Source organism: Nocardia sp. IBHARD005, from assembly GCF_052814245.1.
The window spans coordinates 663259-685401 of the sequence record NZ_CP199935.1 but is presented as its reverse complement, the minus strand read 5'-3'; the positions used below and the strand labels follow the sequence as shown (position 1 = coordinate 685401).

18 protein-coding genes and 5 tRNA genes are annotated in these 22143 nt (G+C 67.2%); 12 read left to right on the top strand and 11 right to left on the bottom strand.

Features of this window, described 5'->3' with window-relative positions; translation table 11 throughout:
* Window positions 1-7 precede the first annotated feature (7 nt).
* Entirely contained in the window at window positions 8-1036 is a 1029-nt protein-coding gene (locus ACTWPB_RS03210) for a hypothetical protein (protein WP_446224239.1), read from the top strand.
* Between the two features lie 98 nt (window positions 1037-1134).
* On the opposite strand, the gene ACTWPB_RS03205 is transcribed toward ACTWPB_RS03210, so the two are convergent.
* Window positions 1135-1211: transfer RNA gene (locus tag ACTWPB_RS03205), tRNA-Asp, on the bottom strand.
* A 200-nt stretch (window positions 1212-1411) separates the two neighbouring features.
* Between ACTWPB_RS03205 and ACTWPB_RS03200 the strand changes: the two genes are divergently transcribed.
* From ACTWPB_RS03200 to ACTWPB_RS03180, 5 genes are all read left to right on the top strand, one after another.
* On the top strand, window positions 1412-1738 hold the full coding sequence (locus ACTWPB_RS03200; protein WP_446224238.1) for a hypothetical protein: 327 nt from the start codon (window positions 1412-1414) through the stop codon (window positions 1736-1738).
* Window positions 1735-4947, top strand: a complete 3213-nt coding sequence (locus ACTWPB_RS03195) for a carboxyl transferase domain-containing protein (protein ID WP_446224237.1) — start codon at window positions 1735-1737, stop codon at window positions 4945-4947. The genes ACTWPB_RS03200 and ACTWPB_RS03195 overlap by 4 nt, the downstream gene beginning before the upstream one ends.
* A 307-nt stretch (window positions 4948-5254) precedes the next feature.
* Window positions 5255-6076, top strand: a complete 822-nt coding sequence (locus ACTWPB_RS03190) for an SDR family oxidoreductase (RefSeq protein WP_446224236.1) — start codon at window positions 5255-5257, stop codon at window positions 6074-6076.
* Window positions 6077-6090: 14 nt separating this feature from the next.
* Window positions 6091-7296: an acyl-CoA dehydrogenase family protein gene (locus ACTWPB_RS03185; RefSeq protein WP_446224235.1), complete on the top strand. Its 1206-nt coding sequence runs from the start codon at window positions 6091-6093 to the stop codon at window positions 7294-7296.
* A 17-nt stretch (window positions 7297-7313) separates the two neighbouring features.
* Window positions 7314-8003: a TetR/AcrR family transcriptional regulator gene (locus tag ACTWPB_RS03180; protein WP_446224234.1), complete on the top strand. Its 690-nt coding sequence runs from the start codon at window positions 7314-7316 to the stop codon at window positions 8001-8003.
* A gap of 64 nt (window positions 8004-8067) precedes the next feature.
* Here ACTWPB_RS03180 and ACTWPB_RS03175 read toward each other — a convergent pair.
* From ACTWPB_RS03175 to ACTWPB_RS03160, 4 genes are all read right to left on the bottom strand, one after another.
* Window positions 8068-8141: transfer RNA gene (locus tag ACTWPB_RS03175), tRNA-Phe, on the bottom strand.
* Window positions 8142-8171: 30 nt separating this feature from the next.
* Window positions 8172-8245: transfer RNA gene (locus tag ACTWPB_RS03170), tRNA-Asp, on the bottom strand.
* A gap of 40 nt (window positions 8246-8285) precedes the next feature.
* Window positions 8286-8358 (bottom strand) — tRNA-Glu (locus tag ACTWPB_RS03165).
* Between the two features lie 91 nt (window positions 8359-8449).
* A complete protein-coding gene (locus ACTWPB_RS03160) occupies window positions 8450-9121 on the bottom strand; it encodes a TetR family transcriptional regulator (RefSeq protein WP_446224233.1) in 672 nt (223 codons plus the stop codon).
* Between the two features lie 731 nt (window positions 9122-9852).
* Between ACTWPB_RS03160 and ACTWPB_RS03155 the strand changes: the two genes are divergently transcribed.
* The 3 genes from ACTWPB_RS03155 (at window position 9853) to ACTWPB_RS03145 (ending at window position 11839) form a co-directional block, all read left to right on the top strand.
* Window positions 9853-9928: transfer RNA gene (locus ACTWPB_RS03155), tRNA-Lys, on the top strand.
* 137 nt (window positions 9929-10065) lie between these two features.
* A complete protein-coding gene (locus ACTWPB_RS03150; protein ID WP_446224232.1) occupies window positions 10066-10653 on the top strand; it encodes a DUF937 domain-containing protein in 588 nt (195 codons plus the stop codon).
* Between the two features lie 229 nt (window positions 10654-10882).
* Window positions 10883-11839 carry an acyl-ACP desaturase gene (locus ACTWPB_RS03145; protein WP_446224231.1) on the top strand — a complete coding sequence of 319 codons (957 nt, stop codon included), beginning with the start codon at window positions 10883-10885 and terminating at the stop codon, window positions 11837-11839.
* A gap of 63 nt (window positions 11840-11902) precedes the next feature.
* Here the strand turns inward: ACTWPB_RS03145 and ACTWPB_RS03140 are convergent, their stop codons facing one another.
* Window positions 11903-12472: a hypothetical protein gene (locus ACTWPB_RS03140; RefSeq protein WP_446224230.1), complete on the bottom strand. Its 570-nt coding sequence runs from the start codon at window positions 12470-12472 to the stop codon at window positions 11903-11905.
* A gap of 201 nt (window positions 12473-12673) precedes the next feature.
* Between ACTWPB_RS03140 and dusB the strand changes: the two genes are divergently transcribed.
* The 3 genes from dusB (at window position 12674) to phoU (ending at window position 16878) form a co-directional block, all read left to right on the top strand.
* Entirely contained in the window at window positions 12674-13828 is a 1155-nt protein-coding gene (gene dusB, locus ACTWPB_RS03135; protein WP_446224229.1) for a tRNA dihydrouridine synthase DusB, read from the top strand.
* A 246-nt stretch (window positions 13829-14074) separates the two neighbouring features.
* Window positions 14075-16138 (top strand): LCP family glycopolymer transferase, encoded by a 2064-nt coding sequence (locus ACTWPB_RS03130; RefSeq protein ID WP_446224228.1) that lies wholly within the window; start codon window positions 14075-14077, stop codon window positions 16136-16138.
* An 86-nt stretch (window positions 16139-16224) separates the two neighbouring features.
* Window positions 16225-16878 carry a phosphate signaling complex protein PhoU gene (gene phoU, locus ACTWPB_RS03125; protein WP_446224227.1) on the top strand — a complete coding sequence of 218 codons (654 nt, stop codon included), beginning with the start codon at window positions 16225-16227 and terminating at the stop codon, window positions 16876-16878.
* 179 nt (window positions 16879-17057) lie between these two features.
* On the opposite strand, the gene pstB is transcribed toward phoU, so the two are convergent.
* The 5 genes from pstB to mshD all read right to left on the bottom strand — a co-directional run bounded on the left by pstB (window position 17058) and on the right by mshD (window position 22142).
* On the bottom strand, window positions 17058-17834 hold the full coding sequence (gene pstB, locus ACTWPB_RS03120; RefSeq protein ID WP_378913935.1) for a phosphate ABC transporter ATP-binding protein PstB: 777 nt from the start codon (window positions 17832-17834) through the stop codon (window positions 17058-17060).
* 19 nt (window positions 17835-17853) lie between these two features.
* Complete coding sequence (gene pstA, locus ACTWPB_RS03115) at window positions 17854-18759, bottom strand: phosphate ABC transporter permease PstA (RefSeq protein WP_446224226.1); 906 nt, start codon at window positions 18757-18759, stop codon at window positions 17854-17856.
* A complete protein-coding gene (gene pstC / locus ACTWPB_RS03110) occupies window positions 18759-19730 on the bottom strand; it encodes a phosphate ABC transporter permease subunit PstC (RefSeq protein ID WP_446224225.1) in 972 nt (323 codons plus the stop codon). The genes pstA and pstC overlap by 1 nt, the downstream gene beginning before the upstream one ends.
* Before the next feature lie 91 nt (window positions 19731-19821).
* Window positions 19822-20937, bottom strand: coding sequence for a phosphate ABC transporter substrate-binding protein PstS (gene pstS / locus ACTWPB_RS03105; RefSeq protein WP_446224224.1), 1116 nt, complete (start codon window positions 20935-20937; stop codon window positions 19822-19824).
* 296 nt (window positions 20938-21233) lie between these two features.
* The gene (mshD, locus tag ACTWPB_RS03100) at window positions 21234-22142 is read right to left on the bottom strand and encodes a mycothiol synthase (protein ID WP_446224223.1); all 909 of its coding nucleotides are present in this window, start codon (window positions 22140-22142) and stop codon (window positions 21234-21236) included.
* Window position 22143 lies beyond the last annotated feature (1 nt).

Here is a 22143-nt window from a genome sequence, read left to right as displayed (position 1 = left end):
ACGCCGCATGGACAATCCGTTCGGGGCCTACTTCACCTCGCCGGACGCCACGCCGCCCGGCCGCCGCGGCCCGCAGGGTAAACGGCGGCGCAGGCGGCGGCGCGAGGCCGAGCCGCAGACGATCGGCACGAACCCGGAGATCTGGCCGCCGCCGGACCCGGAACCGTTCGACGACGGCCCGTTCCAGCCCGCGCCGCCCGTCGAACCGGTGTATCGAAATCCGGCCGATGACGACGGTTTCACCGGCGATTGGAACGACTGGAACGACGGCGACGTGCCGGCCGAGACCAAGCGCGGTGACGATGTCGACTGGAACGACTGGGCCACCACCACCGCGAGCGAGCAGAGCGGTGACCACGTCGAGATTCCGGTATTGCCGCGCCTCAAGGACTTCGGTGGCGGCGGCCAGATCGCACGGCGCCCCCGCAAGAACTTCGACGACGAACGCTATGACGAAAGCGGTGGCAAGGTGAAGGCCGCGGCCGCGATCAAAGGCATTGTCGGCGCGGTGGTATTCGTCGTGCTGCTCGGCGTGGCCGCCACCATTTTCCTCGGCCCCGCCGACAAGCCGACCACCACGACGCAAGCCGCCGTCTCCGGCACGCGGGCAACGACTTCCACCGTGGTGCCCCCACTTCCCGCACACGCCCTGTCCGGCTGCGAATCCTTCCGCACCCCCTCGATCACCATCAGTGCCGAACGTGGCGACACCGCCAGCCCCGAGGGCGCCATCCTCGGCTTCGAATACAGCTACTACGTCGACCGCGACGCCGCCAAGGCCCGTTCCTTCGTCACCGACAACGCCCACGTGGGCGACGCGTCCGCCCTGGCCGCCGGCATCGGCACGCTCCCCCTCGACGTCAAGTACTGCGTCCACATCACCAAAGCCGACGCCGCCGACCCCACCCTCTGGAACGTCACCATCCACCAGAAATGGCCGGGCGACGCCACCACCGAGAAGATCAACCAGATCATGCGCACCACCGAGGTGGCCCCAGGCCGACACCGCATCACCAGCATCGACCACCGCGTCTGAGAAACCCACCTCGACCTCGCTCATGCCGCGATGGGCTGGAGCCCGCTGATACGACAAAGTCCCCCGCACCGGAATCGGTGTGGGGGACTTTCCTCGTGTGGCGACCCTGACGGGACTCGAACCCGCGACCTCCGCCGTGACAGGGCGGCGCGCTAACCAACTGCGCTACAGGGCCTTGCTTCCTTATATCGGGGGCGATATTACCCGGTGAACTCACCGTTTCGGTAACCGAACAGGTCAGGTGGCAAATCGGTTGTAGACACTGACGTAAACGTCAATAACACTTGTGACGGTGACCACAAGCGAGGCGCAGGAACGGGCACGGTCGGGGCGGCCGAGGTCATCGGGGCGACCACACGGGCGTTCACGGAAGCCGTGTTCGCCAACGGCGCGCTGGTGGCGCTGATCGAGCACCGGGCGGGGATCGATCCCGCGATCGGCGCGCAGTGGTCGCGGGTGCGCACTCGCCTGCGCAAGCGGTTCACCACCTTTCTCGAACGCGACGAGATCGACCCGTGCTCCCCGCTGCCGCGGATCGTCGAGACCCTCGCCGACGCGCTGCTGATCGGCGCCTCCCGGCTCGCCGGAGCCGACCGCGACCGGCGCGAACAGTTCATCACCGACCACATCGCCATCGCCGAATGCCTGATCGGCTTCACCACCGAGCGCATCGCCGCCACCGAATCCGAGGACATCCCATGAAGCTGCTGATCGCCAATCGCGGCGAGATCGCCCTGCGGGTGATCCGCACCGCCGTCGAACTCGGCATCGACACCGTGGCGGTCTACGCCACCGACGACGCCGGCAACCCCGATGTGCACGCGGCGGGCGAGGCGATCGAGTTGGCGGGCACCGGCGCCACGCCCTATCTCGACCACGCCGCGATCCTGGCCGCCGCCAAGGAATCCGGCGCCGACTACCTCCATCCCGGCTACGGATTCCTCAGCGAGAACGCCGCATTCGCCCGTGCGTGCGCGGCCGATGGCGTGATGTTCGTCGGCCCCGATCCCGCGGTGCTCGACCTGTTCGGTGACAAGTCCTCGGCCCGCGCGACCGCCGTGGCCGCGGGCGTGCCCGTGTTGCCCGCGACCGAGGGACCGAGCACCGCCGAGCAGGTTCACGCGTTCTTCGGCACGCATCCCGGCGCGATCATGATCAAGGCGCTGGCCGGTGGCGGCGGCCGTGGCATGCGGGTGGTGCGGACCGCCGGGGAGATCGACCACGCCTACCGCCAGTGCGCCGCGGAGGCGCAGCTCGGTGTCGGTAATCCCGCGGTCTTCGCCGAGGTCCTGTTCGAGAACGCCCGGCACATCGAAGTCCAGATCATCGCCACAGGGGGCACGGCGCTCGCGCTCGGTGATCGCGATTGCAGTGTGCAGCGCAGGCATCAGAAGCTGCTCGAAATCGCGCCGGCTCAGGGTCTTTCGGAGGACCTGCGCAGGGACCTTCACACGGCGGCAGCGCGGCTGTGCGCCCAGGTCGGGTATCGCGGACTGGCGACCGTCGAATTCCTGGTCTCCGGCACCGAATTCGTGTTCCTCGAGGTGAATCCGCGAATCCAGGTGGAGCACACCGTGACCGAGGAGGTGACCGGTGTCGATCTGGTCGCCGTGCAGCTCGCGATCGCCCAGGGTGTGCCCTTCGACGACCTGGGTCTGCCGGGCGGAATCGTCTCCGACGGCACCGATTCCACCGGCGAACCCGCCGCCGCGGACGGCATCGCGATCCAGGCCAGGGTGAACATGGAGACGATGGCGGCCGACGGTTCGGCGGTGCCGACCGCGGGCACGCTGACCACCTTCGCACCGCCGACCGGGCCGGGCGTGCGAGTCGACACCTTCGGCCGCTCCGGGCTGACCCCGAGCCCGCGCTACGACTCGCTCCTGGCCAAGGTGATCACCCGTACCCGCGGCCAGTCCTTCCCCGCCGCCGCCCGCAAGGCCGCGACAGCGCTCGCCGAGTTCACCGTCACCGGCATCGGTACGAACATCTCGTTCCTGCGAGAGATCCTCGCCGACAGCACCTTCCAGTCCGGCCTGGCCACCACCGGCTTTCTCACCGAGCGACTGACCGAACTGGTCGCGGCGGCCCAGACCGATCAGCCAGCGGTCGCGGTCGCCGCCGTCGAGCTGTATCCGGGTCAGGAGGCCGTGCGCGCACAGCTCGCGGGCACGGTGGTCGAAATTGCGGACGAGGGTGTCGAGATCGGCGCCGGTGGTCAGCTCGCCGTGCTCGAGGCGATGAAGATGCAGCATGTGCTGGCCGCACCGGATGCCGCCAGGACCGTCCGGGTGCTGGTGCGCCCCGGCCGGGTCGTCGCGCCGGGCGACCCACTCGTCATCATCGTCCGCACCGGTGCGGACGAAACCGGCAGCGCCCGCGCCGATCTGGACCCCGACCGCGCCCGCGCCGATGTGGACGAGATCCGCGCCAGGCACCTGGCAACGCTCGACGAATCCCGCCCGGCGGCCGTGGCGAAGCGGCACAAGCTCGGTCGACGCACCGCACGGGCGAACATCGCCGACCTGGTCGACGCGGGCAGCTTCGTCGAATACGGCGCACTCACCCTCGCCGCGCAACGCAGCAGACGCACCGAAGCGGACCTGATCGCCAACACCCCCGCCGACGGCCTGATCACCGGCTTGGCGACCATCAACGCCGACCGCTTCGACAAGGCCGAGGCGGTGGTGATCTCCTACGACTACACCGTGCTCGCGGGCACGCAGGGCAAGAACAACCACGCCAAGACCGACCGCGCCTTCGAACTCGCCGAACGCAAGCGGGTGCCGGTGGTCCTGTTCGCCGAGGGCGGCGGCGGCAGGCCGGGCGACACCGACTGGACCGGCATGGGCCTCGACGTGACGACCTTCCGCGCGCTCGGCGCCCTGCACGGCAAGGTGCCGCTGGTGACGATCGTGTCGGGCCGCTGCTTCGCGGGCAACGCCGCGCTGGCCGGCGCCTGCGACGTGATCATCGCGACGCCGGACGCCACTATCGGCATGGGCGGTCCGGCGATGATCGAAGGCGGCGGGCTCGGCGCCTACCGCCCGGAGGACATCGGCCCGATCGACGTGCAGCGCCGCAACGGCGTCGTCGACCTGGTCGCCCGCGACGAGGCGCACGCGGTGGCGCTGGCCAAGCAGTACCTGGGCTATTTCCAGGGCCGGGTCGACGATTTCGAAGCACCCGACCCGCGCCTGGCCCGGCATGTGGTGCCGGAGAACCGGTTACGTGCCTACGACATCCATCGCGCCATCGACGCGATCGTCGACGTCGGCTCGGTGCTCGAGTTGCGGCCCGACTACGGGGTCGGTGTCGTCACCGCGCTGGTGCGGGTGCACGGCGAACCGTTCGGCTTGATCGCCAACAGCAGCCATCACCTGGGCGGTGCCATCGACGCCGAGGCCGCCGACAAGATGGGTGAGTTCCTCACCCTGTGCCAATCGTTCGGGTTGCCGGTCGTCTCCCTGTGTGACACACCGGGTTTCATGGTCGGGCCGGAGTCGGAGAAGACCGCGACGGTGCGCCGGTTCAGCAAGTTGTTCGTGCTCGGCGCCCAGCTGAGCGTCCCGTTCGGCACGATCATCCTGCGCAAGGGCTACGGCCTAGGTGCGATGGCGATGACGGCGGGCCATTTCCACGCGCCGAACTTCACCGTCGCCTGGCCCACCGGCGAGATCGGCCCGATGGGGCTGGAGGGCGCCGTTCGCCTCGGCTTCAGCAAAGAGCTTGCCGCCGTGGCGGATCCGGCCGAGCGCGAGACGCTGTTCCAGCAGTTGCTCACCCTGGCCTACCAGCAGGGCAAGGCGATCACCGCCGCAACCGGTTTCGAGCTCGACGACGTGATCGACCCTGCCGACACCCGCACCTGGATCGCCACCCTCGTCAGTAGCCGGGCGCGCGGCTACTGACCGCGGTGACCAAGGCCCGTATGCGGTCCACCGGCTCGGCATGGGGCGCGACGGCGGCTTCGATGGTGGTCAGGGTGTTCTCGACGGCTCCACGGACTCACACTGAGCAAGGTCTCCAACTTGAAGTTGACGTCAACTTCTAATAGATTCAAACCCAGCGGGTTCACCGAGGAGTCACTGATCATTGCCATGGGACTGATCACCACCCCGGCCGTCCGCGATCACCCGGAAGCGGCCAGGTACTGACCGATCCCCTTCGATACGACCGTTGCTCGGGCTGGGAACAGCCCGAGCGAAAGGATTTCCGATGAGAGTTGCCGAGAAAGTGGCCATCGTGACCGGTGGCGGCGCGGGCATCGGCGCCGCACTGGCCGCCGCGCTCGCCGCCGCCGGTGCGAAGGTCGTGGTCTCCGACCTCGACGCGGCCGCCGCCCTGGCCGTGTCGGCGCAGATCAACGCCGATCACCCCGGCACCACCGTCGGAATCGGCGCCGACGCCGCCGACACCGCGGCGATCAGCGGCCTCATCGCGTTGGCGCAACAGCAGTTCGGGCCGGTCGACCTGTACTTCGCCAACGCGGGCATCGTCGGCGCACCCGGGCTCGACGTCACCGACGACGACTGGGACCGCGCGCTCGCGGTGAATCTGCGCGCCCACATCCGCGCCGCACAGCTGCTGGTACCCCAGTGGGTCGAACGCGGTGCGGGCTACTTCGTCAGCACCGCCTCCGCCGCGGGACTGCTCACCCAGATCGGTTCGGCCACCTATTCGGTGAGCAAGCACGCCGCGGTCGGGTTCGCCGAGTGGCTCAGTGTCACCTACGGCGACCAGGGTGTTCGCGTGAGCTGCCTGTGCCCGATGGGCGTCAACACCAAACTGCTGTACGCGGGCCAGGATTCGGGCGAGGAGCTCGGTGTCGCGGCAACCCGCGCCGTCGTCTCGGCGGGCGAGGTCCTCGAACCCGCCGACGTGGCCGACATCGTGCTCACGGCCGTCGCCGCCGAGGAATTCCTGATCCTGCCGCATCCGCAGGTGCTGCAGATGTACCGCCACAAAGGTGCCGATTACGACCGCTGGCTGGGCGGCATGCGTCGCTACCAGTCGTCGCTGCTGGCCGAAACCCGCTGAGCGAGAGAGAAACCATGTCACTGTTCGATCTGAGCGACCGCTCGAAGAAGTACTCCGAAGACCTGCTCGACTTCATGGACGCGCACGTCTACCCGGCCGAGGCCGTCTACTCCGCGCAGATGCGCGAATCCGGCGACCCGCATTTCCAGCCGCCGATCCTGGAAGAACTCAAAGCCGAGGCCAGACGGCGCGGCCTATGGAACCTCTTCCACCCCCACCCCGGCCGCGGCCCCGGCCTGACCAACCTCGAATACGCGCCGCTGGCCGAGATCATGGGCCGCAGCCATCTCGCGTCCGAGGCCTGCAACTGCAATGCCCCCGACACCGGCAACATGGAAGTACTCGAGCTGTTCGGCACCGACGAGCACAAAGAGAAGTACCTCGAGCCCCTGCTCGATGGCACCATGGCCTCGGCCTTCGCGATGACCGAACCGCGGGTGGCCAGCTCCGATGCCACCAATATCGAACTGTCGATGGTGCGTGACGGCGATAACTACGTGCTCAACGGCCGAAAGTGGTTCGCCACCAACGCCTTGCACAAGAACTGCCGCGTGATGATCGTGATGGGCAAGACCGATCCCACCGCGGCACCGCACCGCCAGCAGACCATGATGGTGGTCCCGATCGACGCGCCGGGCGTCACGATCCTGCGCGGGCTGCCCGTATTCGGCTACCAGGAACGCGAAGGCCACGCCGAAATCGACTTCGCCGACGTGCGGGTGCCCGCCACCGACGTGCTCAAAGGCGAGGGCGAGGGGTTCGCGATCAGCCAGGCCCGGCTCGGACCCGGCCGCATCCACCACTGCATGCGCAGCATCGGCATGGCCGAGCGCGCACTGGAGATGATGTGCAAGCGCGCGCAGGCGCGGGTCACCTTCGGCAAGCCGCTGGCCGACAACGCCAACATCCAGGACTGGATCGCCGAGTCGCGCATCGATATCGAGATGATCCGGCTGCTCACGCTCAAGGCCGCCCATCTGATGGACACCGTCGGCAACAAGGCCGCGCGCACCGAGATCGCCGCCATCAAGGTCGCCGCGCCGAACATCGCGCTGAAGGTCCTCGACCGGGCCATTCAGGTGCACGGCGCGGGCGGGGTTTCCGACGACTTCCCGCTCGCCGCCGCCTGGGCGCAACTGCGCACGCTCCGCCTCGCCGACGGCCCCGACGAAGTACACAAGCGCGCCATCGCAGGTCAGGAACTACGCAAATGGCGCTGACCGGCATAATTACAACCATGGAACGAGCCGCGGACACCGAGAGCGAGGGCGCGCTGCCCTCGATGGCACGCACCTCGCTGTTGCGCGACCTGCCGACCACCCAGCGCGGCCTGCGCACCCGCGACGCGCTGATCGCGGCGGGCCGCACGGTGTTCGAGCGGATGGGATACCTCGATACCCGGCTCATCGACATCACCCAGGAAGCCAGCTGCTCGTCGGGCACTTTCTACACCTACTTCGCGAGCAAGGAGGAGATCTTCGCCGCGATCCTCGAGCACGCCCAGGAAGACATGATGCATCCCGGCATGCCGCATGTGACCGGCGAAGACGACCCGGCCTCGATCATCGAAGCCGCCAACCTGGCCTACTTCGAGGCCTATAAGCGCAATGCGAAGCTGATGGGCCTGCTCGAACAGGTCGCCCAGATCGACCCCGAATTCAGCAAGCTGCGCCAGAACCGTGGCGATGCCTTCATCGGCCGCAATGCCCGCGGCATCGCCGACCTGCAGCGACGCGGCCTCGCCGACCCCGATGTCGATCCGATGCTCACCTCGCGCGCCCTCTCGGGCATGGTCAGCCGCATGGCCTTCAACTATTTCGTCATCGGCGATGGCGAGCTCGACGGCAGGCAGATACCGATGGAAGAAGTTGTCCACACCCTGACGCGCCTGTGGGCCAACGCCCTGCGGATGCCGGTCACGAGCTGACCCGGTTCGCCACCGGAAAACGAAAAAATCCCCTCACCGCGTACTTCGGTGAGGGGATCGAAGGTGGCCAGAGCCGGGATCGAACCGGCGACCTACCGCTTTTCAGGCGGTCGCTCGTACCAACTGAGCTACCTGGCCGGAAGTACCGGATTGCTCTGGTACTACGTGCGACCCTGACGGGACTCGAACCCGCGACCTCCGCCGTGACAGGGCGGCGCGCTAACCAACTGCGCTACAGGGCCATGCATACCTGCAGTACTACTAGACACAGTCCGAAGACTGTACCCCCTACGGGATTCGAACCCGCGCTACCGCCTTGAAAGGGCGGCGTCCTAGGCCGCTAGACGAAGGGGGCTCGTTCCGAATCTCTCCGGGGCGGCTTCAACGTTTCCGTTGGGAGCTCGCATAGCTTATGACAGGTGTGCGCAGAGTTCCAAATCGCCTGGTCAGGCGCCCAAACCGAGGTCATCCAGGCGTGCTTGCTCGCGCCAGCCCTCGATGCGGAAATTCTGAATCCACAACGGGGTGGCCATCGCCTCCACGATAACCTCCAGCACCTCGGCGAAGCGGGCGCGCAGGTCGGCGGCGGAACCGTTGGCGATCGGGTCGACCAGATAGCGCTGGCCCGCCAGTGCCGCCGACAGGGTTCGGGTGAAGCGATCAGGGTCGGCGTCGGCGCGCAGGTGGCCGTCGTCGATGGCGCGGACCGCGAGCACGCGGGTGGCACGGCCGACGATGCGTCCGCCGCCGTTGCCGGTGTCGCGATGGAAGTCGGGTTCGATCACCAGGCGGTACTCGGCTTGCACGATGGTGTCGTGCTCGAGGCGCAGCGCGATCTCGTCGACCATGCCGTGCAGCACATCGAGCGGTCCGAGGTCAGCGCGCGCCAGCCAGCGCTCCGCGCAGATCCGGTACCGCTCCACCGCGGTCTCGAGCACCGCGCGCGCCAGGTCTTCCTTGGAGTCGAAGTGGAAGTACATCGCCCCTTTGGTGGCGCGCGAACCTTCCAGAATGCGGTTGAGCGATGCCGCGGCATATCCACTCTTCCCGAACTCGACGGCCGCGGACTTGATTATCGCCGCGCGTGTCCGGCGCGCCCGCTCTTGCTGCCGTGCCATGCTCGAAACGCCTCCGAACCTTCTCGACGCCGGCGGTCGAATACAGACCGTTGGCGCGAATTGTGGTTTTAATTCAAACTTTCGGTATGAAAAACTCGCGGTGCCTCGCACTGCGGCGCCGCCACGTGTGAGAACCGCCTTCCTCCTGCGGTAACGACTACCCCTTTGCCGGGAGTTCGCGCACCCATCGCGATCACCTCGGCCCGCAATCCGTCGGTGAATTGCGAAACGCCGCACCCTGCACCGGAGCCACGGAAAACGCCGCACCGGTGATTGTTTCGAAATTCACCAGGCGATCACCGTACCCGCATTCCCGAGTCGACACGCGGCGATTGGAGTACCTATCCGAACATCCGGTCCGGTTATCCACCTCAGCAAACGAGGCGCTACCGGAACGGTTACTTCGGGTACGAATTCCGTAGGCGCACAGCCCAGTTGAACGGCTCACCGGCGCCGCCGACGTTCGCCGAACGGTCGCGAGACCGGCGCCCACCTTGGACCACTCCATCGCTTCTGCACCCCTGCTTGTCGAAAGATGTTGCGATACAACAGCATTCGACGACCATACGCAACCCGTAGCGCGAACGACCATGGGCACCAGGTGTTTACCGAGAATCGTCGCCGACGCCGGTGTCGTTACCGGCCGCCACCAGCGGCGATCAGCCGCCCGCGACCCGACCGGGGACCACTGTTCGGCCCTTCGGCACAGCGTCCGCTAGACTCCGCTGCGCGCCCCTTTAGCTCAGTTGGTAGAGCTGGTGACTTTTAATCACTAGGTCGTAGGTTCGAGTCCTACAGGGGGCACCATCACTACCACCGTGACCATCGTCACGTGGCGACGCGCCACACCCAGACGCCGCCGAAACCACCGGTTTCGTGCATCGATTCACTTAACCTGAGCGCGACCCGGGCTACCGGGCACCCTCGACCTCAGGCGGAGTGAGATGACTTCCTTCGACGATTTGCTGTCCCAAGTACCCATCGCCCAGATCGCCGACCAGCTCGGCGTCGACCAGGCGACTGCGACCACGGCCGTGCAGGCCGCGCTGCCGACGCTGCTCGGCGGGCTCCAGGCCAACGCCGCCCAGCCACAGGGCGCGGCGTCACTGCTCGGCGCGCTCAACAACCACGGCGGCCTCGTCGAAGGCGAGGGTGCGGTCGATCTGCACCAGGTGGACGTCGACGACGGCGAGAAGATCGTCGACAACGTCTTCGGTGACGAGAAGAACACCGTGATCAGCGCGCTCGGCGCGGGCGGCGGGACCGGCGGCAACGATCTGATCGGCAAGCTGCTGCCGATTCTCGCCCCGATCGTGCTCGCCTACGTGGCCAAACAGCTCACCGGCGGTGGCGGCGCCGCGGCACCGGCACCGCAGGCCTCCGGCGGCGGTCTCGGTGATCTGCTCGGCGGTCTGCTCGGCGGCAGCAGCAACACCGGCGGGCTCGGCGGCGTGATCGGTGACGCACTGTCGAAGAACGCGGGCGGTGCGCTCGGCAGCGTGCTCGGCGGCCTGCTCGGTGGGAAGCGCTGAGAGTTCATCTACCGGGGGCTAACACCGCGAGGCCCGCAGCGATAGTCCCTATGCTGCGGGCTGAGCACCTAGACTCGTCAGCACGACCATCGGTCCTACCGTCGAGTTGTGGCGTTGCTCAACTTCGTCGGAAAACCACTCTGTTGCGTTCCGCATCACACCTACGGTGCCGTAAGGTATGGCCGCATCGCGACGTTCGACCGCAAGCACGACAGCGAAGGGTTTTTACATGGCAAGGGATCTGACTCAACTCGAACTGCTCACGGAGTTGGAGCCGGTTGCCGAGGAAAACGTCAACCGCCACATGTCGCTCGCTAAAGAATGGCATCCGCACGACTACGTCCCGTGGGACGAGGGCCGCAACTTCGCCGCCATGGGCGGCATCGATTGGGATCCTGAGCAGTCCAAGCTCAGTGAGGTCGCCAAGGCGGCCATGATCACCAACCTGCTCACCGAGGACAACCTGCCCTCTTACCACCGTGAGATCGCGGAGAACTTCTCCCAGGACGGCGCGTGGGGCACCTGGGTCGGTCGCTGGACCGCCGAGGAGAACCGGCACGGCATCGTGATGCGCGACTACCTGGTGGTCACCCGCGGCGTGGATCCGGTCGCCCTCGAAGAGGCGCGCATGATCCACATGACCAACGGCTTCGCCTCCCCCGCCGAGGTCGACGCGGGCTTCCTGCACTCGGTCGCCTACGTGACCTTCCAGGAACTGGCCACCCGGGTGAGCCATCGCAACACCGGCAAGGTGTGCGACGACCCGATCGCCGATCGCATGCTCCAGCGCGTGGCGGCCGACGAGAACCTGCACATGATCTTCTACCGCAACCTCTGCGGCGCGGCGATGGACCTGAGCCCCGACCAGACCATCGAGGCGATCTCGCTGATCGTCGAGAACTTCCAGATGCCAGGCGCAGGCATGCCGAACTTCCGTCGCAACGGCGTGCTGATGGCCAAGCACGGCATCTACGACCTGCGTCAGCACCTCGAAGAGGTCGTGGCGCCGGTGCTCAAGAAGTGGAACGTCTTCGATCGCACCGACTTCACCGCCCGCGGTGAAGCCACCCGTGAGCGGCTGGCGGGCTTCCTGGAGAAGCTGGGCTCCGACGTGCTGAAGTTCGAGGAGCAGCGCGACCGGATGCTTGCTCGCGAAGCCAAGAAGCGCGAAATGGTCTCGGTCTAGGTTTCACGACGAAAAGCGCCGCCCACCGGAACTCCGGTAGGCGGCGCTGTCGTCGGTCGAGGGTTACTTGATCGGAAGCGCACCATCGGCACTGCCGACGTCGGTGATCTTCCAGTCCTTGCCCGCATCGACGGTGATGTTGTAGGTGACCGTGTTGCGCAGGCCGTCGGGGTTCTGCGCGTTGGTGGTGCTCACGTCGACAAAGGCCGCGACCTTGTAGACCTCGCCCTCCTGTGCGAGCACCTTGGCGGTGATCGGTGCCGCGGTGGAGGTCCACTTCAGCGGGATGATGATCTGCTCGAGCTTCGCGCCGGTGGCATCGAACTTGTTCGACAGCTCGGGCGAGGTACCGGCCTTGAGCTTGGCGACCCAGGCGTTGACGTCCTGGTAGTTCAGGGTCGCCGAGCCGACGGAGTAGTCGAGGGCGATCTGCTCGGCCTTCGCATTGCCGGCGGCCTCGGCCTTCATATCGGAGATCTCCGAGCGAGCCGAGCCGAGCAGCACGCCGAGCACGATCGCCAGGATCGCGAGGACGGCGATCACGGCACCGCCCACCAGCGACGAGACGCGCACGGCGACCGTGCCCTTGTCGGGCGTGGCAGGGGTTTTCGTCAGGTCGGTGGCGTCTTCCATGGGGTTCTCCGATTGAGTGGGGACAACGCACCGCCGGAGGCGACGATGCCAGCAGAATAAGGCTACTGAGGTTTCGGACCTGCTCCGGACACGGCGTAGCAGGTAAACGATGTCAGCTGGGTCGCAGTGACGGCGATGACCCGCGGATAAGCACCAGGACGCGAGATCGATCACATCGGGGCGGATGAGACAATCGTGTGCGTGACTACCACACTGCCCCAGGCGCCGACCGCGCTGCGGATCGGGCCCTACCCGGTTGATCCGCCGGTTGTGCTCGCGCCGATGGCGGGCATCACCAACCGTGCCTTCCGCAGGTTGTGCCGGGAGTTCGGTAGCGCGACCTCGATCTACGTGTGCGAGATGATCACCGCACGCGCGGTGGTCGAGCGCAACGAGAAGACACTGCACATGATGTCGTTCGACGCCGACGAGCATCCGCGCTCGATGCAGCTCTACGGCGTGGACCCCAAGACCCTCGGCGAGGCGGTGCGGATCATCGTCGGCGAGGGCTGGGCCGACCACATCGACCTCAATCTCGGCTGCCCGGTCCGCAAGGTGACCAAGCTCGGCGGCGGTTCGGCGCTGCCGTACAAGCGCAGACTGTTCGCCAATATCGTCCGCGAGATGGTGGCAGCGGCCGAACCGGCGGGCGTTCCGGTGACCTTCAAGTTCCGGATCGGCATCGACGACGACCACCACACCTACCTCGACACCGGCCGCATCGCCGAGGCCGAGGGCGCCGCTGCCGTGGCGCTGCATGCGCGCACCGCGGCCCAGCTGTACTCGGGCGCGGCCGACTGGTCGGCCATCGCACGGCTCAAGGAAGCCGTCACCTCCATCCCGGTGCTCGGCAACGGCGATATCTTCACCGCCGACGACGCGCTGCGGATGATGGACGAGACCGGCTGCGACGGCGTGGTCGTCGGGCGCGGCTGCCTCGGCAGGCCGTGGCTGTTCGCCGAACTCAGCGCGGCCCTGCGCGGCGAACCGATCCCGCAGGGGCCGACGCTCGGCCGCGTCGGTGAGATCCTGGTGCGCCACGCCACCCTGCTCACCGAGCACGACGGTGAGGACAAGGCCATGCGCGATATCCGCAAGCACATGGCCTGGTACCTGATGGGTTTCCCGGTCGGCTCGCAGCTGCGGCGCAGCTTCGCCACCGTATCGAAGTTGTCGCAGATCGAGGATCTGGTCGGACAGCTCGACCCCACTGTGCCGTTCCCCACCGACGCGCTCGGACCGCGCGGACGGCAGGGTTCGCCGCAGACCAAGGTCGTGCTGCCGGAGGGCTGGCTCGACGACCCGGAGGACGACACTGTTCCGGCCGCGGCCGATGTGATGCACAGCGGCGGCTGATCAGGGCCCGGCGACGAGCTGACATCAATTCGTCAGTGGTCGCTGTTTCGGCCGATCGCACCCGCTCGAGCAGGGCTTTCCGAAGCCTTCCCGAACTTCGCAATCAGATTGTCAGCGATTCCGGTGCGCACTGGAGTGGCCACTCGTGGCGGAATCGTTATCATTGCGGGATCGTTCGACTCTGGTTCGAATCGGAGCCGCGCGATGACGCGCAGGCTGCGCCAGATAGAGAAGTGAGGTTCGTTGGTGGGTGACGATCGGCGCGGGCGTACGCCCCGGCCCGGAAATCGCGCCCCCTGGGAGCGCTACCCAGCGGCCGAACCCACCGAGCAACCGGAAACCGGCTCGCGCCGTTCCCGGCACGCGGACTCGACGCAGGACGCCGCGCCGCTGACGGTGGCCGACCTCGTCAACCGGGTCGACAGCGAACGCACCAGGCGCAACAGACGGGTGCCCCCCGCCGAGAGCGGCGAGCCCGGCTCGCGCGCGGGCCGCCGCGCCCGCGAACAGGCACCACGTCCCACCCCACGTCCCGACATCGCACCCCGCACCGACGGCTCCCCCGTCGTCGACGACATCGCGGGTGCCCCGCCACATCGCGCCGAATCCCCCGCCGACCGCACCGCGACCACCGCGCTGCCCGCCCAGGCGAAGGAGCAGGCCCGCCCGGCCGCCCCGGCGCGGCGCGTGGCCGATCCGATCGATCCGCCCACCGACATCCTGCCCACGGTGACCGCCACCGAGCCCAAGCGCGCCAGGCCGGTCAAAACCGCGTCCGCCGCACCGCCGCGTCGTCCGGGCAGCGACAGTCGGCGTAGCAAGCAGGCGCGGATGGCGGGCCGGGTCACGCTGACGTTCATCGCGGTGCTCGCCCTCGTCATCACCGGCGGCGGCTGGAGTTACCTGCAGGCCACCAACAGCAGCTTCACCCGGGTCGACGCGCTCGGCGGCGGTGCCTCCGGCGACGTGCTCGACGGCGATATGCAGCTCGGCGACGAGAACTACCTCATCGTCGGCACCGACACCAGAGCGGGCGTCAACGCCGAGATGGGCGCGGGCTCCGCCGCCGACACCGAAGGCGCCCGCGCCGACACGGCGATGCTGGTGCACATCCCGAAGAACCGCTCGCGCGTGGTGGTTGTCTCGTTCCCGCGCGATCTCGACGTCACCCGTCCGGTGTGCTCGGGTTGGGACAACGACACTGGCACTTACACCGACCAGAAACTCGAGTCGGCCATGAGCGACAAGCTCAACGCCGTCTACGCCCGCGGCGGGCCCAAGTGCCTGGTCGACGTGGTTCGCAAGATGTCGGGCCTGACCATCGGCCACTTCATCGGCATCGACTTCGCCGGCTTCCAGGCTATGGTCGATCAGATCGGCGGTGTCGAGGTGTGCTCGACCAAACCGATCATCGACGGTGTGCTCGGCACGGTGCTCGAGAGCTCGGGCAAGCAGCGGGTCAACGGCGAAACCGCACTCAACTATGTCCGCGCCAGGCATGTGGTCGGCGAGGAACGCAGCGACTACGACCGGATCCACCGGCAGCAGCAGTTCCTCGCGGCGCTGTTGCGCGGCGCGTTGTCGGGCAAAGTACTGCTCGATCCGGCGAAGTTGCAGGGCTTCGTCGAGGCATTCCGTCAGCACACCTTCGTCGACGGCGTCGGCACGCAGGATCTGATTCTGCTCGGCCGGTCGCTGCAGAAGGTCAACGCGGGCGCTGTCACCTTCATCACCGCGCCCACTGCCGGTACCACTGCCTACGGCAACGAGATTCCCCGTGAGTCCGACATCAAGGCGATCTTCCGCTCGATCATCGACGATCAGCCGCTGCCCGGTGAGGAGACCGCGCCGCCGGTGACGAGCTCGAGCGAGGCGCCGCCGACCCAGGCGCCCAAGCTCTTCGCCGTCAGTCCCGGCTCGGTCTCGCTGCGGATCTCGAACGGAACCGGCCGCACCGGCGTGGCGCAACAGGCCGCGAACAAGCTCTCCAACCTGGGTTTCGGGATCTACAACGTCGGCAACTACCCCCAGGGCAGCGAATCCACCGTGGTCCGCTTCTCCACCGGCAACGAGGCCGCGGCCGCCACCGTCGCGAGTTCGATTCCCGGCGCGGTGCTCGAACGCGCGGATGAACTCGACGGAATCATCGAGGTCATCCTGGGTTCGGACTACGCCGGACAGGTCCGCACCCCGGCCTCGATCGGTACCGAAATCCCCGACGTGGGCACCGGCAAGCCGATCACCGCGGCGCCGGTAACCCTCCCGTCCGACCTCGAACACATGAACGCGGCCGACACCAGCTGCGACTGACCGCGCTGACCTGCCACGACACTGCCATGCGGCATTAACCCGGTGTTGGGTGACAGCGGTGCGGGTACCCACTAGGGTCAGCAATCATGCGTGTCATCTACAACGAGCAAATGGCCGACCTCGCCAACCTCCTCGGCGAGATGGCCGGTCTCGCTGGCCAGGCCATGGAACTGGCCACCCAATCGCTGCTGCAGGCCGACCTGGGACTGGCCGAGCAGGTTATCGGTGAGCAGGATCAGATCTCGGTGATGATCACCGAGGCCGAGGAGAAGGCCTTCGCGCTGCTCGCACTGCAGGCACCCGTCGCGGGCGACCTGCGTCAGGTCGTCAGCGCGATCCAGATCGTCGGCGACGTCAACCGGATGGGCGCGCTCGCGCTGCACGTCGCCAAGGTGACCCGCCGCCGCCACCCGGCCCACGCTCTCCCGGAGTCGGTGAACGGCTACTTCGCCGAGATGGGCCGCATCGCGGTCAACATGGGCGCGGGCGCCAAAGAGGTACTCGAGACCCGCGACCCCGAGCGCGCCGCCCAGCTCAACCAGGACGACGAGGCGATGGACGACCTCCACCGCCACCTGTTCACCCTCCTGATGGACCGTGACTGGAAGTACGGCGTAGCCGCCGCCGTCGACATCACCCTCCTCGGCCGCTACTACGAGCGCTTCGCCGACCACGCCGTCGAGATCGGCCGCCGCGTGATCTTCCTCGTCACGGGTGTCCTCCCCGGCGACGAAGACTAGTCCGCCTCCCCGCGTATTCAGGCCAGAGCTGAGCGCGGGCTGCTTGCCTTCGCGGCCAGCGGTAGGTCGCCGGGCCCGGCCAGCCGGTACCCGGCGAGTTACCCATGTGCTAACGAAATCACTTGTCCCGCAACGGAAAAGGCCCGTGCAAGCTGCACGGGCCTTCCTGTGTCCAGCTTCTATCCGAAGCGGCCGGAGATGTAGTCCTCGGTGGCGCGCTGGGTGGGGTTGGAGAAGATCTTCTCGGTGTCGTCGATCTCGATCAGGCGGCCGGGCTTGCCCTGGGCCTCGAGGTTGAAGAAACCGGTCTGGTCACTCACTCGCGCGGCCTGCTGCATGTTGTGGGTGACGATGACGATCGTGAACTCTTTCTTGAGCTCGGTGATCAGGTCCTCGATCGCCAAGGTGGAGATCGGGTCGAGGGCCGAACACGGCTCGTCCATCAGCAGGACATCGGGCGAGACCGCGATGGCGCGGGCGATGCACAGACGCTGCTGCTGACCACCGGAGAGGCTGCCACCGGGCTTGTCGAGGCGGTCCTTGACCTCGTTCCAGAGGTTGGCGCCCTTGAGCGAGCGCTCGGCGACCTCGTCGAGTTCCTTCTTGTTGCGCACACCCTGCAGCTTCAGCCCGGCCACCACATTGTCGCGAATCGACATGGTGGGGAACGGGTTCGGGCGCTGGAACACCATGCCGATGGTGCGGCGCACGCCGACCGGGTCGATCGCCGAGCTGTAGATGTCCTCGCCGTCGAGCAGCACGGCACCTTCGACGCGGGCGTTGGGGGTCACCTCGTGCATGCGGTTGAGCGAGCGCAGCACGGTGGACTTGCCGCAGCCGGAGGGACCGATGAAGGCGGTGACGCTGCGCGGCAGCACGGTCAGTTCCACATTCGCCACGGCGTGGAAGCTGCCGTAATAGATGTTGAGATCTTTGACGTCGATCCGCTTGGCCATCTGAGTATTCCGTTCGCTTCTATCGGTTCCGGGTGAGCAGCTTGTTGACGCCGGCGGCCGCCAGGTACAGCACGGCGATGAGCAGGATCAGCGTGAGCGCCGCACCCCACACACGTGCGCGGCCCGCGGGCTCCGGGTTCGCCAGCTCTTGGTAGATCAACAGCGGCAGCGAGGCCATGTTGCCGTCGAAGATGTTCTGGTTGATCGACTTCGAGTAACCGACCAGTACCAGCACCGGCGCGGTCTCACCCATCACGCGGGCGAGCGCGAGCAGGATGCCCGAGATCATGCCGGGCGCGGCGGTGGGGATGACGATCCGCAGGATGGTCTTCCACTTGGGCACACCGAGCGCGTAGGACGCCTCACGCAGCTCGTCGGGCACCAGCTTCAGCATTTCCTCGGTGCTGCGCACGACCACCGGCAGCATCAGCAGCACCAGCGCCAGCGAGACGGCGAAGGAGCTCTGCGGCATACCGAAGGTGGCGATCCACAGCGCGAAGACGAACAGCGCGGCGACGATCGAGGGCACACCGGCGAGGATGTCGACCATGAAGGTGGTGACCTTGGCGAGCCGGCCGCGGCCGTATTCGACCAGGTAGACCGCGGCCATGATGCCGAGCGGCACCGCGATGATCGAGGCCACCGCCGACTGCACGATGGTGCCGTAGATCGCGTGGTACACACCGCCGCCGGTCTGCTCCGGCAGGATGCCCTTCTGGGAGTTGAACCACCAGTCCGACGAGATGATGGTGCTGAAGCCCTTGGTGATCACCAGGCCGAGCACCCACACCAGCGGGATCAGCGCGATGACGAAGCACAGCGTGACCAGGCCGGTGGCGATGTTGTTCTTGATCCGCCTGCCGGTGCTGACGTGACGGAACGTCGGCGCCTTGACCGGTTTGTCGAGGACAGTTGTCGGAGGCATCAGCCGTTCACCTTTCCGCCGGAGGCCAGGCGGGCCAGCGCGTTGACGATGAAGGTCAGCGCGAAGAGAACGAAGCCGGCGGCGATATAGGCGCCGGTGGGCAGCGGTGAACTGAACTCCGAGGCCGCGGAGGCGATCTTGGAGGCGAAGGTGTAGCCGCCGTCGAACAGCGACCACTCACCGGGCACGGTGGCGGTGCGCAGCACGACGAGCACCGCGATCGTCTCACCGAGCGCGCGGCCGAGGCCGAGCATGGAACCGGCAATCACACCACTGCGCCCGTAGGGCAGCACCGTCATCCGCACGACTTCCCACTTGGTGGCGCCGAGGGCCTGCGCGGCCTCGATGTGCGCGCGCGGGGTGAGCGCGAACACTTCGCGGGCGACCGAGGTGATGATCGGCAGGATCATCACGGCGAGCACGACACCGGCGGTGAAGATGGTGCCGCCACCGCCGATCGAAACGTTGCCGTCGGAGAAGAGGAAGAACCAGCCCAGGTTCTCGTTGAGGAATTCCTGCACCGGCGCGATCTGCGGCGCCAGCACCAGGAAACCCCACAGACCGAACACGATGGACGGCACCGCGGCGAGCAGGTCGATCAGCATCGTGAACGGCCTGCCGAGCCGCGACGGCGCGTAGTGCGTCAGGAACAGCGCGATACCGACACCGATCGGCACCGCGACGACGAGGGCGAACACCGAGCTCAAGACCGTGACCATGAACAGGTCGCGGATACCGAAGCGAAGATTGTTGGCATCGCCGGTCGAGAACTCGGTGCTGGTGAAGAAGTTGGCATTGTCGGCCATGAGCGAGGGGACCGCGCGGATCAGCAGGAACAACGCGATCAACGCGATGGCGGCGACGATCGTCGCGCCTGCTGCGGTGGCCATCCACCGGAAGATCGTCTCGGCGTTCAGGCGGCCGGGACGACCCCCGGCAGGGGCCTTGTCGATTTTCGGTTCGGTCGGCATATTCGCAGTATCTCCGGCCGCCCGTGGGCTCGTCGAATTCGACGAGCCCACCGCGGTCACCTCAGGGTGCATGGTCATGGCCAGAAAGCGATCAGGAAATGGCGTTGATCGCGGTGGTCAGCTTGGTCTTGAACGCGTCGGGCAGCGGCACGTAGCCCGCCTCGGTCAGCCCGGCCTGGCCGTTGGTGACGGCCGAGGTCAGGAACGCCTTGACGGCCTTGCTGGTGTCGGCGTCAGCGTACTTGGAGCACACGACCTCGTAGGTGGCCATGACGATCGGGTACGAGCCGGCGACGGTCGGCTTGTAGAACGAGCTGGTGTCGAGGACCAGGTCGTTGCCCTCGCCCTTGACCTTCACGCCGTCGATGGCCTTGGCGGCCGACTCGGCCGACAGCTTGACCGGGTCCTTGCTCGCGGAGGTGATGATCTGCGAGATGGACAGGTTCTGCGCCTTGGCGAAGGACCACTCGTTGTAGGTGATCGAGTTCTTGGTGCTCTTGATGGCGGCCGAGGTGCCCTCGTTGCCCTTGGCACCTTCACCGACGCCACCGTTGAAGGTCTTGCCGCCGCCCTTGCCCCACGCGCCGTCCGAGGCCGCGTCGAGGTAGAGCTGGAAGTTGTCGGTGGTGCCCGACTCGTCGGAGCGGAAGATCACGGCGATCTTCTCCGAGGGGAGCTTGGCGTTGGGGTTGAGCGCCTTGATCTCGGGGGCATCCCAGGTGGCGACGGAGCCGTTGAACACCTTGGCGGCGGTCGGGCCGTCGAGCACGAGGTCGGTGACGCCGTCGACGTTGTAGGTCACGGCGATCGGGCCGAAGACGGTCGGCAGGTTCCACGCGGGGGCGCCACAACGCTCCGCGGCCTTGGCCGGCTCTTCCTTCTTGGAGCTCAGCGCCGAGTCGGAGCCACCGAAATCGGTCTGGCCGCCGATGAACTCGTTGACGCCGGCGCCCGAGCCACTCGAGGTGTAGTTCAGGGTGAAGCCGTCGCAGTTGTTCTCGTAGGCCGCGACGAAACGCTCCATGGCGTTCTTCTGCGAGGAAGCACCGGACGCCTTGAGCGCCTTCTTGCCACCACAGGCAACGCTGGTGTTGGCGGCGTTGCCGGCATCGCCACCGGTGGTGTTCTCGTCACTGCCACAGGCGGCCAGGGTCATGGCGCCCACGGCGAAGACGCCGACCAGGGCACTGGTGCGCTTGAAGTTCACTATTCCTCCGACATGCTGGGTGTCTCACTCGGTCCCTCACCGGCCCGAGCGAGGCTGGGTGGCGCTCGCGATCCCAGGAGGAATGCGCGCACCAGGCGACGACTGTGCCGCCCAGAAGTAACTTAAAGTCGTCCGGTTGACAGTTGGCCCGACGTGGGTTAACGGAGAATGAACAGCCCGGCGCGATCCATGCCGCGAATGTGACGTTAGCCCCAGTTTTACTCGCACGTACCCGGTCGTCCTCGCAATATTCTCCTCGCGCACCAGAATTCATCTCGCGTGTGAGGTAACTCGCATCAGGGCAGCGCGTACGCGACGTCGATGTGGGCGGGGGCGAATCCGAGCTTGGTGTAGGTGTGCACGGCGGCGGTGTTGTCGGCCTCGGTATAGAGCAGGACTTCCGTGGATCCGGCCGCGCGCAGGTGTCGCAGACCGGCCAGGGTCAGCAGTCGGCCGAGGCCACGCCCCTGCGCGGACGGGTCGACCCCGACCACGTACACCTCACCGGCGGGAGCGGCGTCGGGGTGCTGTTTGGTCCAATGGAAACCGAGCAGGCGGCTCGGGTCGGCGGCGTCGAACGCCAGGAAAAGACCGGCCGGTTCGAACCAGGATTCCGCGCGCCGGGCGGCGATATCGCGCTCGGTCCAGCCGCCCTGTTCGGGATGCCAGGCGAATGCCGCGTTGTTCACCCGCAGGATTTCGAGGTCGTCGACGGGACCCGCGTAAGTGCGCACGATGAGGTCTTCGGAAAGCTCGAGTTCCGGTAGCTCCGGGATTGCCAGCGAGCGGCGCATCTGCCACAGCTCACGGGCGGTGATCAGTCCGAGGCCGGTCGCCAGCGCCTTGGCCGCGGGCAGGTCACCGTGCGCCCACACCCTGGCACCCGCGCCACCTTCGGCCAGCGCGGCGCGGACCAGCTCCGCGCCGATGCCGCCACCACGCGCGGCGGGGTCGACGGCGACCTCGGCCATCGCGGGGTGTTCGTCATGTGCGGCAACGAGATTCGCGTACCCGACCACCTCACCAGCGCGCATCGCGAGCAGGTGCCGGGTCGATGGGTCGGCTTCGGCGAGGAAGAGCACTGCCTGCTCGGAGACCGGGGCGACGCCGTCGACGTCAGCCGCGCGTTCGAGCAGCGCGCGCACCCTTTTCACGGTGCCGGGATCGACCTGATCGGTCCAGGTCAGGGTTGCTGTGTCCGGCATC